Annotated in this window: 12 protein-coding genes; 5 read left to right on the top strand and 7 right to left on the bottom strand. The window is 72.1% G+C overall.

Annotated features, from left to right (window positions below):
* Nucleotides 1-3: 3 nt before the first annotated feature.
* Together MWM08_RS25110 and MWM08_RS25105 are read right to left on the bottom strand one after the other, a co-directional pair.
* Nucleotides 4-639: a hypothetical protein gene (locus MWM08_RS25110; protein ID WP_244457197.1), complete on the bottom strand. Its 636-nt coding sequence runs from the start codon at nucleotides 637-639 to the stop codon at nucleotides 4-6.
* On the bottom strand, nucleotides 639-3194 hold the full coding sequence (locus tag MWM08_RS25105; RefSeq protein ID WP_244457196.1) for a DNA translocase FtsK: 2556 nt from the start codon (nucleotides 3192-3194) through the stop codon (nucleotides 639-641). Before MWM08_RS25105 ends, MWM08_RS25110 begins: the two co-directional genes overlap by 1 nt.
* 307 nt (nucleotides 3195-3501) lie before the next feature.
* On the opposite strand from MWM08_RS25105, the gene MWM08_RS25100 reads away from it, so the two are divergent.
* Together MWM08_RS25100 and MWM08_RS25095 are read left to right on the top strand one after the other, a co-directional pair.
* Nucleotides 3502-4152 carry a Crp/Fnr family transcriptional regulator gene (locus MWM08_RS25100; protein ID WP_244457195.1) on the top strand — a complete coding sequence of 217 codons (651 nt, stop codon included), beginning with the start codon at nucleotides 3502-3504 and terminating at the stop codon, nucleotides 4150-4152.
* Between the two features lie 82 nt (nucleotides 4153-4234).
* Nucleotides 4235-4435, top strand: coding sequence for a YgaP family membrane protein (locus MWM08_RS25095; RefSeq protein WP_244457194.1), 201 nt, complete (start codon nucleotides 4235-4237; stop codon nucleotides 4433-4435).
* A 179-nt stretch (nucleotides 4436-4614) separates the two neighbouring features.
* On the opposite strand, the gene MWM08_RS25090 is transcribed toward MWM08_RS25095, so the two are convergent.
* Together MWM08_RS25090 and MWM08_RS25085 are read right to left on the bottom strand one after the other, a co-directional pair.
* On the bottom strand, nucleotides 4615-5124 hold the full coding sequence (locus tag MWM08_RS25090; protein ID WP_244457193.1) for a hypothetical protein: 510 nt from the start codon (nucleotides 5122-5124) through the stop codon (nucleotides 4615-4617).
* Nucleotides 5125-5179: 55 nt separating this feature from the next.
* Nucleotides 5180-6922, bottom strand: a complete 1743-nt coding sequence (locus MWM08_RS25085; RefSeq protein WP_244457192.1) for a transglycosylase domain-containing protein — start codon at nucleotides 6920-6922, stop codon at nucleotides 5180-5182.
* A 414-nt stretch (nucleotides 6923-7336) separates the two neighbouring features.
* Here MWM08_RS25085 and MWM08_RS25080 point away from each other — a divergent pair, with 414 nt between their 5' ends.
* Nucleotides 7337-8314 carry a Bug family tripartite tricarboxylate transporter substrate binding protein gene (locus tag MWM08_RS25080; protein WP_244457191.1) on the top strand — a complete coding sequence of 326 codons (978 nt, stop codon included), beginning with the start codon at nucleotides 7337-7339 and terminating at the stop codon, nucleotides 8312-8314.
* An 82-nt stretch (nucleotides 8315-8396) separates the two neighbouring features.
* Here MWM08_RS25080 and MWM08_RS25075 read toward each other — a convergent pair whose 3' ends face one another.
* The 3 genes from MWM08_RS25075 to MWM08_RS25065 form a co-directional block, all read right to left on the bottom strand.
* Nucleotides 8397-9035, bottom strand: a complete 639-nt coding sequence (locus MWM08_RS25075) for an imm11 family protein (RefSeq protein ID WP_244457190.1) — start codon at nucleotides 9033-9035, stop codon at nucleotides 8397-8399.
* 71 nt (nucleotides 9036-9106) lie between these two features.
* A complete protein-coding gene (locus MWM08_RS25070) occupies nucleotides 9107-10708 on the bottom strand; it encodes a GMC family oxidoreductase (RefSeq protein ID WP_244457189.1) in 1602 nt (533 codons plus the stop codon).
* A gap of 208 nt (nucleotides 10709-10916) precedes the next feature.
* On the bottom strand, nucleotides 10917-11888 hold the full coding sequence (locus MWM08_RS25065) for a LysR family transcriptional regulator (protein WP_244457188.1): 972 nt from the start codon (nucleotides 11886-11888) through the stop codon (nucleotides 10917-10919).
* A gap of 113 nt (nucleotides 11889-12001) precedes the next feature.
* Here MWM08_RS25065 and MWM08_RS25060 point away from each other — a divergent pair, with 113 nt between their 5' ends.
* Both MWM08_RS25060 and MWM08_RS25055 read left to right on the top strand, forming a co-directional pair.
* Complete coding sequence (locus MWM08_RS25060) at nucleotides 12002-12436, top strand: DoxX family protein (RefSeq protein ID WP_244457187.1); 435 nt, start codon at nucleotides 12002-12004, stop codon at nucleotides 12434-12436.
* Nucleotides 12437-12497: 61 nt separating this feature from the next.
* Nucleotides 12498-13562, top strand: coding sequence for an alkene reductase (locus MWM08_RS25055; protein WP_244457186.1), 1065 nt, complete (start codon nucleotides 12498-12500; stop codon nucleotides 13560-13562).
* The last annotated feature ends 101 nt before the right edge of the window (nucleotides 13563-13663 follow it).

Raw genomic sequence — 13663 nt, 5'->3', positions numbered from 1 at the left:
GCTTCAGCGCCGCCCGCCCCCGACGTGGTACCCGCCGCCGAAATGGTACGCGCCATAGTGGTAGCCGAGCCCGGGCAGATATTCACCGCGCGGCAATGAGGGCGGCAGCGCGCGACGCTCGATAGGCGCCGCCGGCGGCAGCACCGGCGGCGCGGCTGAGGGCGGGCCATACTCCACCCGCGTGGCCGCGAAGCGCCGCGGCCGTCCCTCCGCATCCGTGCCGTCGCCATACAGGGGCACGCCGTCATCCCCCACGCAGATCGTGCTGCCCGAGGCCGCGAAGGACCACACCGTGCAGGGCGTGCCGTTCAGGCTGCCCTGGCCCTGCGCCACGGCGCCCCCGTTGGGCAGGCGGCCCGGCGGGCTCGGCGGCATCGGAACCTGCACGGCGGCGCCGGCGGGGTCGACCGTGGTGATGCTCTGCCCCGTGCCGTGGTCCACGACCGAATAGCCCGGCGTGCCGGGCGCGTCGAAGCGCATGCGCTGCGCGCCGGCGTCGAAGGACATGTGAATGATCTGGGGCCCGTTGCCGGCCGCACCCGCGATACCGTACTGGACGGACACGTCACGCGTCGGCAGGGCGGGCTGCGCTGCGGCGGCCACCGGGACCAGCAGCGCGGCGATCAGCGCGGTCCGCATCAGTCCCGCGGCCCCGGCGCCAGCACCTCCCGCTTCCCGACATGGTTGGCGGCGCCCACCACGCCTTCCTTCTCCATCTGCTCGATCAGCTTCGCCGCGCGGTTGTAGCCGATGTTGAGGTGCCGCTGAACGAAGGACGTGCTGGCCTTGCCCTCCCGCGTCACCAGCGCCACCGCCTGGTCGTACAGCGACGCCTCCCCATCGGTGTTGCCCCCCAGCATACCGGGCAGCGCGCCGCCATCGTCGTCGGGTTCCTCGGTGACTTCCTCGACGTATTGCGGCTCGCCCTGTTCGCGCAGGAATTCCACCACACGCTCCACCTCGGTGTCGGACACGAAGGGCCCGTGCACGCGCGCCACGCGTTGCCCGCCCGGCATGTGCAGCATGTCGCCCTGGCCGAGCAGCTGCTCCGCCCCCTGTTCGCCAAGGATGGTGCGGCTGTCGATCTTCGACGTGACCTGGAAGGAAATCCGCGTCGGGAAATTCGCCTTGATGGTGCCGGTGATGACATCCACAGACGGGCGCTGCGTCGCCATGATGACGTGGATGCCCGCCGCGCGCGCCATCTGCGCCAGGCGCTGCACCGCGGCCTCGATCTCCTTGCCTGCCACGATCATCAGGTCGGCCATCTCGTCGATGACCACCACGATCATCGGCAGCGGCTCCAGCGCCAGCGGCTGTTCCTCGAACACGGGCTTGCCGGTGTCGGGGTCGAAGCCGGTCTGCACCTTGCGGGTCAGCACTTCGCTGCGCGCGCGCGCCGCCACCACCTTCTCGTTGTAGCCGCCGATATTGCGGACACCCAGCTGCGACATGGCGCGATAGCGGCGCTCCATCTCGCGCACCGTCCACTTCAGCGCGCCGATCGCCTTGGGTGGTTCCGTCACCACCGGGGCCAGCAGATGCGGGATGCGGTCATAGACCGACAATTCCAGCATCTTGGGGTCGATCATGATGAACCGGCACTCGTCCGGGCCGTAGCGGTACAGCAGCGACAGGATCATCGTATTGATCCCGACCGACTTGCCCGACCCCGTCGTGCCCGCGATCAGCAGATGCGGCATGCGCGCCAGGTCCGCGATCACCGGCGTGCCGCCGATATCCTTGCCCAGTGCGAGCGGCAGCTTCGCCTGGTTCCGCCCCCAGGCTTCGTCGGCGAACATCTCGGACAGGTAGACCATCTCGCGCTTGGCATTCGGCATCTCGATGCCGATCACGTTACGCCCCGGCACCGTCGCGATACGCACCGCGATCAGCGACATCGACCGCGCGATATCATCCGCCAGGCCGATCACGCGCGAGGATTTCGTCCCCGGCGCCGGTTCCAGCTCATACAGCGTGACTACAGGGCCGGGGCGGATCTCGGTGATGCGCCCGCGCACGCCGTAGTCTTCCAGCACGGATTCCAGCAGCCGCGCATTGGCCTGCAGCGATTCCTCCGACGGCCCGCCGGACCGGCGCGCCGGTGCCTCGGTCAGCAGATCCAGTGGCGGCAACTTCCACGACCCGTCGCGCAGATCGAGCGCGCGTTGTTCCGGCGGCCGCCGCTGGCTGTCGGCGGACGGCGTGGCGCGGCGCGTCAGCTTCGGCGTGCGGGGCGGCTCCGTCCCGGCGCGCGCATCGCCGGCCTGGCCCGGCAGGGGCGCGGGCGGTGCGGTCGGGCTCGGCGGTACGGCGGCGGCAGCCTCGTCCGCGGCGCGCAGCATGGTGCCGAGCGGCACCGACGGTTCGCGTCGCCACAGCCCGCCCGCATTGCGCCCGGCACGGCGGAAGCGGCCGGCCAGGCGCGCCACCAGGCCAGGTCGCTCGGGCGCCTGGGGCGGCTCCTCGTCATCCGGGTCGGGCCGGCGCAGCGCCGCGGCGCCCGACCGCGCGACGCCGACCGCCGCCTGGCTTGCCCCCACCGCCGCCTGGCCCGCGACACCAACGGCCGCGCGCCCGGCCCCGCGCCATTCGCCGACCGTCAGGCCGCAGGCGATGAAGGCAGCGCCAACCGCCGCCACCGTGAGCACACCCTGCGCCACGACCAGCCCCGATGGCCCCATCAGCGCGACCAGCCCATCCCCCAGGCCGCCCGAGATCAGCACCCCGATCGCGCCACCTGGACCCGCCGTGACCGGCACCTCGGCCGGCAGGGGCAGCACCGACAGCGCCGCCGCGGCCAGCGGCAGTCCGGCCACCAGCCCGCCCAGCCTGGCAACCGGCGAGCCGAGGCCACGATGCGTCACCAGCCGGAAGGCCCAGGCGATCAGCGCCAGCGCCGGCAGCCCGCCGGCAAAGCCGAAGCCCTGCAGCAGGATGTCCGAGACGATCGCGCCGGGCCTGCCGGCCAGGTTGGTCACGCCGCCCGCTGTCGCGGTGTTCAGGGATGGGTCGGCGGGGTTGTGCGTAACCAGCGCGACCAGCAACGCCATCGCTACGAGCACCACCAGCAGGCCCAGCGCCTCCATGGCGCGGCGGCGCAGCACGGCGCGCACGCCGGCCGAGGCGAAACGCCCCCCGAGCGACGGGCGGGACGACAGGCGGGCATCATCGGTGATGGCGGCGCGGGGCATGGACCGTGCTTATCCGGGCGTGAGCGTTGACAAGGATGATGAAGAATATCGCGAATAGGGCTGGCAAATCGATGTTTCTCACGCGCGGGTCGTCTTTCCCCCCGCGCTGTGCCAGCGGGGCCACGCCGCCGCCGGGGTGGAACCAGGCGCTAAGGGCGCGACCGGCCCCGCCCATATCCGCGGGTCGCCGCCGGCGGCCGTGCGCACGGTCCATGCCGGACATGCGCGGCGTTCGCCCGCTGCCTGAACGCCCCTCACCCCGCCCCTTGAGCCAAGCCCGGCGCGTCGGCACCTTCGGCGGATGGTCATGCCCGACACCGCCCTGCCCGCAACGATCGACTCCGCGACGCGGGCGCGCATCGCCGCCGGTGCGTTGCCGCTGCGCGCACCCGCCGGCGCGACGCTGTTCCGTCCGGGCGACCCCTGCCGCGGCTTCGTGCTGCTGCGCACCGGGCGCGCGCGCGTCGACCTGATCGCCGAGGACGGCCACGCGCTGCTGCTCTATCGCGTCGAACCGGGGCAGGCCTGCGCCATCACCACATCCTGCCTGTTCGCCGAGGAACCCTATTCCGCGGAGGCGACGGCGGAAGCCGATTGCGAAGGCCTGCTGCTGCCTGCCGCGCTGTTCGGCGCTCTGGTGCAGGACAGCGCCGCCTTCCGCACCTTCGTCCTCGCCGGCTTCGCCGCGCGCCTCGGCGCGCTGATGGGGCGTATCGAGGACCTGTCCTTCCGCAGCGTCGATGCGCGCCTCGCGGCCTATCTGCTGGATCGCGCGCCGGGCACGGTGGCGACGACGCAGCAGGAAATCGCCGCCGACATCGGCACCGCGCGGGAGGTCATCAGCCGCCGCCTCGCGGCCTTCGCGAAGGCAGGGCTGGTGCGGACCGAGCGCGGCGCGGTGACGCCGCTCGACCCCGCGGGCCTGCTGCGCATCAAGGACGGCACTGCCGGGGCGTGACTTCGTCACCGACGCGCCGCCGCGCCGGAGCGACAACCCCCGCGTGGCCGGGCTTGACCGGCCCGGATGAAGGAATGACGGCATGACCTGCAATGTGGGTGGCGTGGATCGTGCGCTGCGGATCGCGGCGGGGCTGGTGATCCTGGCACTGGGCGTGGCGGGGCCGCTCGGCTGGTGGGGTCTGGTGGGGCTGGTGCCGCTCGCGACCGGCGTGCTGCGCGTCTGCCCGGCCTATACGATCCTGGGCGTGCGGACCTGCGCGGCGGATGGCAAGGCCGCCTAGGGTCTCACCCAAGCAGACCCGAGGCGGATGGCCGAGGGTCGCGTGGCAGGCCGCCAAGAAGGACGCGCTGCATCGGCAATCGGCCTGACGCCGCGGATGCCGCGCGAGACCGGCCAGGCGCCCGGCAGATGATTGGGTTCGGACCCTCGGGCCTGCCGAACACGCCCAGCGCCGAGGCCCTACGGCGCCGCGGGCAGGAAAACCGCCGGCGGCGCGGTGCCGGCCGGCGTCGGCGCGGCCCGCAGGCTGACACCGCCGGGTGCGGCATCCATCGTCAGCCGCAGCCCGCCCTGCGGCGGCGCAGCAGCGGCGGCCTCGCGCGCCAGGCGGAACACCAACGCCTGCAACTCCGGCGCCGGCATCGCGAGGCGGCGCAGGCGCGGCGGTGCAATCACCTCGACGCTGCGGCCGGGACCCAGCAGCAGCACCAGCAGCGGTTCCAGCAGCTTCAGCACCTGCGGCGCGTCGGTGCCCTCCGGCCCGCCATCGGGCGGGGCCGCAAGCGAGAGGTAGGATTTCAACAGCGCCTCGATCCGCCGCGTCGCCTCCTGCATGCGCTGCACCCGCGCAAGGTCGCGCTCATTCGCCGCGCCCCGCAGCAGGATCTCGATGGTGCCACCCAGCGCGGCCAGCAGGTTGTTCGCCTCGTGGCGCACCGGGCGGGCAAAGGCGGTGAGCTCGGCGGCCATGCGCTCCGCGGTCACGATGGCACCGTGCGATGCGGCGCGGCGCGCCCCCCAGCGGTCACCCCGGCCTCCGGGCGGCTTCCAGGATGTCGCGGAACAGCCTCGCCGGAAGCCCGCCCCCGGCCACGCCGTCCATCGGCGACGCATCGTCATTGCCGAGCCAAACGCCCATCACCATCCCCCCCGCGATGCCGATGAACCAGGCATCGCGATTATCCTGCGTCGTGCCAGTCTTGCCCGCTACGGCAAGCCCCGGCACCGCGGCCGCGCGCCCCGTCCCGCGGGCGACCGTGGCGGCCATCATGCGCCGCATTGCCTCCGCCGTCTCGGGGGCGATCACCGGGCTGCGCGCGGGCGGCAGCCAGGCGATCGGGCGGCCTTCGGCGCGCGCTTCCATCACGCCATGCGCCGCCACGCGATGCCCGCCATTGGCGAAGGGCGCATAGGCCACAACCAGGTCGATCAACGTAACCTCGGCCGTGCCCAGCGCGATCGAGGCATCGCGCGGCAGCGGCCCGGGCAGGCCGACCCGCTGCGCCGCGGCCGTCACGGCGCGCGGCCCGCCGGCGCGCTGCATCACGCGCACCGCCGCGGTATTCACCGAGAAGGCGAGCGCGTCCTCGACCGAGATCTCCCCGCGCATCCGCCAATTGCCGTTGCCCGGCGACCAGCCGCCCAGCGTGAGCGGCCCGTCCGCGACCATGTCCTCTGGCCGTACCCCGGCCTCCAGCGCAGCCAGGTACACGAAGGGCTTGAAGGCGGAACCGGGCTGCCTGCGCGCCTGCGTGGCGCGGTTGAAGGGGCTGGTGCGGTAGTCCCGCCCGCCGGCCATGGCGCGCACCGCCCCGGTCGCGGCGTCGATCGCCAAGACCGCGCCCTGGCTGACCCCCGCTGCGCGCCCGGGGCCGGCCAGCAGCGCATCGATCCGCGCCTCCGCCGCTGCCTGCAGGCGCGTATCGAGCGTGGTGCGCAGCAGCAGGTCCGCGGTGGGCGGGGCGCGGTCGCCCAGGCCCTCGCGCACCCAGTCGGCGAACCAGCCGGCATCGCGCGACGGGCTGGGCGGAAAGTGCAGGCGCTCAGCCTCGACCATCGCCTGGGCCGCGGTCAGCGCGCCGGTCTCCACCATGGCATCCAGCACCTCCGTCGCGCGCCCGATTGCCGCCGAGGGGTTCACGCGCGGATTGAACCGGGACGGCGCCTTGGGCAGCCCCGCCAGAACCGCCGCCTGGCCGGGCGTGAGGCGCCGCGCCGGCACGCCGAAGAACTGCCGCGCCGCCGCATCCACGCCGAAGGTGCCCGCACCCAGGTAGACGCGATTGAGGTAGATGGTCAGCAATTCATCCTTGCTGAAGCGCCATTCCAGCCACAGCGCCAGCAGCGCCTCCTGCACCTTGCGGCGGATGCTGCGCTCGGGCGTCAGGAACAGGTTTTTTGCGAGTTGCTGCGTGAGCGTCGACCCACCCTGGACCACGCGTCCGGCGGTGAGGTTCACGACCAGCGCGCGCGCCACGCCGACGAGGTCGAGCCCCATGTGCTCGCGAAAGCGCCGGTCCTCGATGGCGACGAAGGCGGCCGGAACATGCGCCGGCAGGTCGCGCAGGCGTACCGTCTCCCCATACAGGTCGCCACTGGTGGCGAGCAGCGCACCGTCGGCGGCCACCAGCGTGACCGAAGGGCGGCGCGTGGCAGACAGCGCATCCTCCGGACGCGGCAAGTCCCAGGCAAAGAAGACCAGCGCGACGAAACCCGCCACCAGGCCCCAGACGGCCAGCACCACCGACCAACGCAACAGGCGCGGCACCAGGCGGCGCCGCGCGCGAACGGGGGGTGCAGGTCGGACAGGCTCGGCGAGGGGGGCACGCCGAACCCGCGCGGCGGCACGGGGCATCGGCAGGAGGCATAGCATGGGGCGGGCGGGAACTGGAGGGGCTTTGCCCCTCCAGACCACCCCACCAAGGGGCAACGGCCCCTTGGATCGCGGGTTTGAATTGGGGAGAGGCACCGCGCGCCCGTGGCGCCAGTGGTCCCGACGATGCCCCTCCCCAATCCCCCAATCAAGTCGAGGGGTCCAGGGGCCCTTAGGCCCTTGGCGGGTGGGTCCGGGAGGGCAGAGCCCTCCCGTCTTGCGTCCGCCCCATCTCATGCCAACCTGCGCAGCGCCGGCCCACCGGCCAACAACGCCTGCCACGCCTCACGCCTGTCTGGGATGTATCCGATGATCCGTGCCACCCGTCGTGCCGCGCTTGCGGCAATTGCTGCCGTGCCTGCCGTGCCGCACCTGGCGCGTGCGCAGGACTGGTCCCCGCGCGAGACCGTGCGGCTGATCAACCCCTTCGCGCCGGGTGGGTCGCCCGACATCCTCGCGCGCGTCATGGCGCCGCACATGCAGGCAGTGCTGGGCCAGCCCATGGTGGTCGAGAACCGGCCTGGTGCGGGGGCGGCGGTGGGCACGCGGTCGGTCGCGCGGGCGGCGCCGGACGGGCTGACGGTGCTGCTCGCGCCGATCTCCTCGGTTATTGCGCCGTTCATGATGCGTGACCCGGGCTATGCGCTGTCCGACTTCAAGCCGGTGAGCCTGCTGGCCACCACGCCGTTCATTCTGGTGGCGCGACCTGGGCTGTTCGCCGATGTGCGCGCCTGGGATGCGGCGATGCGCGCGAACGGCTCGAGGTTTTCCGCGGCGACGGGCGGGCCGGGTACGCCGCACCAGCTCGCCGCCGTGCTGTACCAGTCGATGTCGGGGGCGGATTTCACCCTGGTGAACTATCGCGGCACCGCGGCGGGGCTGACCGATATCCGTGCGGGGGTGGTGCAGTTCATGTTCGCCGACATGCCCGCCACGATGGGCCAGGTGCGTGATGGCGCGCTGCAGGCGCTGGCGGTGAACACCGCGCAGCGCGTGCCCGCCCTGCCCGATGTGCCGACCATGGCCGAGACCATCGCGCCGGGCTTCGAGGCGAATTCCTGGGTGATGTGGTGGGTGCCGGCGGCGACGCCCGATGCCGTGGTGAACCGCCTGAACGCGGCGGCGCGGCATGCGCTGTCGCAGCCGGATGTGCGTGCCCGCGTGGCGGAGGTCGGCTTCATCGGCGCGGGCGGTTCGGATGTGGCGACGGCGCAGGCGCATATGCGGACGGAAGCGGAGAAGTGGAGCGCGCTGATCCGGGCGAAGGGGCTCCGGTTCGAGGAGTGAGGGCGCGAAGGGGCGGGCACGGGAACGACTCCGCCCCTGACCCCTGGCGCTTCGTCGAGGCTTGGTCGCTGAGGTCGATGGACTACGCTTCGCGCACCGGCTTCATGACGAACCCCTTGAGACCCTTCTCGCGCAACGCGGCGCCGAGAGCGTCCGAGATGAAGATCAGGCCGCTGCCGATGTACGGCTTGTTGAGCCACAAGTGCCGCCCTTCGATCGCCGCCCGCGAGACACAGAGGTCGTCGACATCCGGCATCACGCCCCGCACGGTCTTGCGCCGCTCGCCCCAGGGGGCGACGCAGTGTTCGGGCAGCAGAGCCTCGATCTGCTGCAGGGGGTTCATGATGAAGTACTGCCCCGGTCCGACCTCCCGCCCGTCCAGACGCAGGATCGGCTTGCCGCTCGGCCGGCGCAGGGTGATCGGGAAGAACTGGTGTAGGCCGGGTTCAAACGCCTCGACGATGTCCCGGAACTCGGCCGAGCAACCCCAGGAACCGACAACCGGAAGCACATCCGCCAGCGTCCTGTGATTCGTCTTCAGCCAGAACTCTATCCTGACGTCAGCTGGATCGAACCGCTTGCCCATGAAGCCAAAGTCGAATTGCCGGATGGGCGGGACGTGTCCGGCCAGCACGGCGCTCCTTTCCCGACCATTGTCTCGGCTCCCGTCCACGAGCGGCACCCAGCGCCCGTCAATCGAGAACTTTATCAGCGCTGCCACGGGTCCCCGCCTCCTTCGTCAGTCACCAACCGAGTGCAAGGCGGCGCGCCGGGGCGCCCTGCTCTGCCGCCTCACCCCCGCATATCCTCTGCGATCAACACCGCCGCCTTCTCCGCCACGCTCAGCACCGTCGCGTTGATGTTGCACACGGGGATGTCCGGGAACACCGAGGCATCCACCACGCGCAGCCCATTGATCCCGCGCAGCCGCAGCCGCGCATCGAGCGGCACGCCCGGATCGCCACCCATCCGCACCGTGCAGGAGGGGTGGTACACCGTCCCGCCGGTGGCCTTCGCAAACGCCAGCAGCGCCTCGTCGCTCTCGGCCGCGGGACCTGGGCGAACCTCCCCCGCCACGATCCCGCGCAGGGGTTCCGCCGCCATCCAGCGGCGTGCCAGGCGCATGCCGCGCACCACGCAATCCTCGTCCGCGCGTTCGGTCAGGAAGCGCGGCGCGATCGCCGGTGCGTCCTCCGCCCGCGGGGATTTCAGCATGACGCTGCCGCGGCTGTGCGGGCGGCATTGCCACACGCCCAGCGTGAAGCCGGGTTCGGATTCGGGCACGCCGATGCGTCCCTCCGCCCAGGAGATCGGCCCGCCGTTGATCTGCACGTCCGGCGCCTCCAGCCCGTCCTGCGTGCGCGCGAACAGCGACATCATCCCCGGCGACCAGGTCAGCACGCCCTTGCCCGTGGTGGCCCAGCGCAGCACCTCGATCGCCAGCCGCGGCCAGACGATGCGGCGGTTCGCCGACCAGCGATGATCCGTCAGGCGAAACGTCAGCCGCGCGATGTAGTGGTCCTGCAGGTTGCGCCCCACGCCAGGCGCATCGAGCACCGGCGCGATGCCGTGCGCCGCCAGCTCATCCCCCGGCCCGATGCCCGAGAGCTGCAGCAGGTGCGGCGATCCGATCGCACCCGCGGACAGCACCACGCCGAAGCGCGCGCGCAGCAGCGTCTCCTCGCCGTTGCGGCGCACCAGCACGCCCACTGCGCGCCCTTCCTGCACGACCACGCGCAGCGCCATCGCATCGCTGACCACCTGCAGGTTCGGGCGCGACAGCGCCGGCACGAGGTACGCCCGCGCCGCCGAGACGCGCCGCTGCCCGCGCCTGGTCTGCTGGAAGGTCGAGAAACCCTCGCGCCGTGGGCCGTTCATGTCGGCATTCACCGGCAGGCCGATCGCCTCCGCCGCCGCGGCGAATTCGCGCAGCAGGTCGGGTGTCTCGGCCAGGTGTTCGATCGGCTGCGGGCCACTGGTGCCGCGCCCCTCGCCGCCGCCGGCGAAGCTCTCGTGCCTCATGAAATACGGCAGCAGGTCGTCCCATCCCCAACCCGTGCAGCCCTTCTGCGCCCACAGGTCGTAGTCCGACGGATGCCCGCGCACATGCCCCAGGCCGTTGATCGACGACGACCCGCCCCACACCCGCCCACGCGGATAATCGAGCGCCCGCCCCCCCGTCGCTGCATCCGGCTCGGTGCGAAACCGCCAGGTCAGGCGCGGATGATCGAGGATGCGCGCATAGCCCGCCGGGATGTGGATGTAGGGATGCCGATCCCGCCCCCCGGCCTCGATGACGGCAACACTGGCACGCCCATCGGCCGACAGGCGGTTCGCCAACACACAACCCGCACTGCCGGCACCGACGATGACATGGTCGAAGGTCTGATCCATGCGCGGCATGGGAGCGCGCCCGGGCGCGGAGGTCCAGGGCGGGGAGGGCTTTGCCCTCCCCGAACCCCACCCACCAAGGGGCAACGGCCCCTTGGATCGCGGTCAAATCGGGGGAATTGGGGAGGGGCATGGCGGGCACGTCGCGCCTGGACGCACCGACGATGCCCCTCCCCAATTCCCCCGATCAAGTCGAGGGTTCCAAGGGCGCTTAGGCCTTTGGCGGAGGGGGTTCGGGGGAGGCAGCGCCTCCCCCGTCCACGCCCTCCACCGCCGGCACCTCTCGTGCCACCGCCAGCATCAGTCGGCGCAGCCAGGCGTGGCCGGCGTCGCTTTCGAAGCGGCGGTGGAAGATCAGGGAGAGGCGTGTGTGGTGGATTTCGACGGGGGATTCGCGCAGCACCAGGCCGTGTGCTTCGGCCAGGCGGCAGGCCAGGCGGGCGGAGAGTGTCATCACCATGTCGGTGCGGGCCAGGATGTCCGGCACGGCCGACAGGTGTGCCACCACCGCGCCGATGCGGCGCTGCTTGCCGCGTGTGGCGAGGGCCACGTCCAGCGCGCCGTCGCGCGATCCGTTGGGCGAGTGCAGAAGATGCGGGAAGGCGATGAGGCGGTCTTCCGTCAGCACGCCGGACGCCAGCGCATGGCCGGGGCGCATCAGCGTCAGGAAGCCTTCCGGCAGCAGGCGGATGCGTGTGTAGATCGCCGGCGGTTCGGGCAGCACGCCGATCGCGAGTTCCGCCTCGCCACGGTCCAGAAGTTCCTGCCAGTTGGTGCGGTCGGCGTGGCGGATCGCGAGCAGGCAGCGCGGCGCGTCGTGCCCCATGCGTTCCAATAGCCGGGGTGCCAGCACCGCTTCCGCGTATTCGCTGAAGGCCACGGTGAAGACGCGGTCGGATGTGGCGGGGTCGAAGGGGGCGTGGACGGCCAGCGTCTCGCGCAGGCGGTCGAGAACCTCCGCGACGGGCCCCGCGAGCGCCAGGGCGAGTTCGGTCGGCTCCACGCCGCCCGGCCGGCGCAGGAATAATTCGTCGTTCAACGCAGCACGCAGCCGTGCCAGCGCGTTGGATACGGCAGGCTGCGACAGGTTCAGCCGCTGTGCGGCGCGCGTGACGTGGCGTTCGCGCGCCACCGCGTCGAACACCCGCAGCAGGTTGAGATCGAGGGTGGAGAGGTCCGCCATTCGTAGGGGTGATGATGGACGTTCCGAAGCGCCGTTGGAAGCGCGCTGCCCTCAGGGCGCATGGTCCGCGCCATCGAAGCCCCACGGGGCCTCCCACACCAAGGACCACGACGATGACCGATACGAAGACCACGACCCCCTATGCCGCCCTCCTGCTCCGCGTGAGCATGGGCGTGATGTTCCTGGCCCATGGCGGGCTGCTGAAGCTGGGCACCTTCGGGCTCGCGGGCACGATGGGGTTCTTCGGTTCGCTGGGCTACCCGCCGATCTTCGGCGCGATCGTCACCTTCGCCGAGATCGGCGCGGGCATCGCGCTGATCGCCGGCGTGGGCGTGCGGACCGTGAGCCTGCTGTCGGTGCCGATCCTGGTCGGCGCCACCATCCAGCATCTGCCCGCGGGCTGGATGTTCTCGGCCCAGGGCGGCGGCTGGGAATTCCCCGCCTTCTGGACGGTGGCGCTGCTGGTGCAGGCCGGGCTTGGCGCCGGCGCCCATGCGCTGGACGTGAAGCGCCTGATCGGCCGCCAGGCCGCCACCGTCAACGCCTGAACCCTGCGAAGCGCGGGCGGGGCCGAGACGCCCCGCCCCTTCGCGACCAAGGACCATGACCATGAGCGAAGCGAACCTGTTCACCCCCGTGCGCATCGGTGACATCGCGCTGCACAACCGCATCGCGATGGCGCCCATGACGCGCAACCGCAGCCCTGGCGGCGTGCCGACCGAACTGAACGCGCTGTACTACGCGCAGCGCGCCTCCGCCGGCCTGATCATCACCGAGGGCACCACGCCCGACGCCGGCGGGCGCGGCTACATCGACATTCCGGGCCTGTATGACGCGGCGCAGGTCGCCGGCTGGCGGCGCGTGACCGATGCGGTGCATGCGACGGGCGGGCGCATCGTGGTGCAGCTCATGCACACCGGGCGCATCTCGCATCCCGACTTCCTGGATGGCGGCACGCCGGTGGCGCCCTCCGCCGTCGCGGCGGCCGGCAACATCTTCACCAGGCAGGGTCCGAAGCCGCATCCGGTGCCGCGGGCGCTGGAGGCGCACGAGATCCCGGCGGTGATCGCAAGCTATGGCCGCGCCGCGTCGCTTGCGATCGAGGCCGGCTTCGACGGCGTCGAGATCCATGGCGCCAACGGCTACCTGCCGAGCCAGTTCCTGTCGACCAACGTGAACCTGCGCACCGACGACTGGGGCGGGTCGGTGGAGAACCGCGCGCGCTTCCTGCTCGGCGCGGTCGCGGCGGCGGCGGAAGCGATCGGCGCCGGGCGTGTCGGCCTGCGGGTCAGCCCGGGCAGTAGCTTCAACGATATCGCGGACAGCGACCCCGAGGCGACGCTGACCCACATCGCGACCGCGCTGCGGGGCCGCGGCCTGGCCTACTTCCACCTGGTGGGCGGGGCCTATGGCTACGACGCGGCGGGCATCGCGCGGCGCCGTTTCGATGGGCCGCTGATGCTGAACGGCGGATATGACCGGGCGCGTGCGGATGCGGATATCGCGGCCGGGCGTGCCGATCTCGTCTCCTTCGGGTCGGCCTTCCTGGCGAATCCCGACCTGCCGGAGCGGCTGCGCACGGGCGCCGCGCTCAACGCGCCGGACACCGCGACCTTCTATGGCGGTGACGCGAAGGGCTACACCGACTACCCGGCGCTGGCAGCCGCCGCCTGACCCGATGCGGCGCGCCGGGCCCTGTCCCGGCGCGCCGCCGCGTCTCATGCCACGTTCGCCTGCTTCGGCCGTGGTATCCGCTCTTGCCGCTCCGCGGACGC

The organism is Roseomonas fluvialis, from assembly GCF_022846615.1.
Taxonomy (GTDB): Bacteria; Pseudomonadota; Alphaproteobacteria; order Acetobacterales; family Acetobacteraceae; genus Neoroseomonas; species Neoroseomonas fluvialis.
This window is presented reverse-complemented; position numbering and strand designations above follow the sequence as displayed.

Excerpts from the sequence above, each read along its gene's own strand:
- MWM08_RS25100 (WP_244457195.1), top strand. The coding sequence starts at position 3,502 with ATGCCCGACACCGCCCTGCCCGCAACGATCGACTCCGCGACGCGGGCG.
- MWM08_RS25065 (WP_244457188.1), bottom strand. The coding sequence starts at position 11,888 with ATGGCGGACCTCTCCACCCTCGATCTCAACCTGCTGCGGGTGTTCGAC.
- MWM08_RS25095 (WP_244457194.1), top strand. The coding sequence starts at position 4,235 with ATGACCTGCAATGTGGGTGGCGTGGATCGTGCGCTGCGGATCGCGGCG.
- MWM08_RS25080 (WP_244457191.1), top strand. The coding sequence starts at position 7,337 with ATGATCCGTGCCACCCGTCGTGCCGCGCTTGCGGCAATTGCTGCCGTG.
- MWM08_RS25090 (WP_244457193.1), bottom strand. The coding sequence starts at position 5,124 with ATGGCCGCCGAGCTCACCGCCTTTGCCCGCCCGGTGCGCCACGAGGCG.
- MWM08_RS25070 (WP_244457189.1), bottom strand. The coding sequence starts at position 10,708 with ATGGATCAGACCTTCGACCATGTCATCGTCGGTGCCGGCAGTGCGGGT.
- MWM08_RS25055 (WP_244457186.1), top strand. The coding sequence starts at position 12,498 with ATGAGCGAAGCGAACCTGTTCACCCCCGTGCGCATCGGTGACATCGCG.
- MWM08_RS25105 (WP_244457196.1), bottom strand. The coding sequence starts at position 3,194 with ATGCCCCGCGCCGCCATCACCGATGATGCCCGCCTGTCGTCCCGCCCG.
- MWM08_RS25060 (WP_244457187.1), top strand. The coding sequence starts at position 12,002 with ATGACCGATACGAAGACCACGACCCCCTATGCCGCCCTCCTGCTCCGC.
- MWM08_RS25110 (WP_244457197.1), bottom strand. The coding sequence starts at position 639 with ATGCGGACCGCGCTGATCGCCGCGCTGCTGGTCCCGGTGGCCGCCGCA.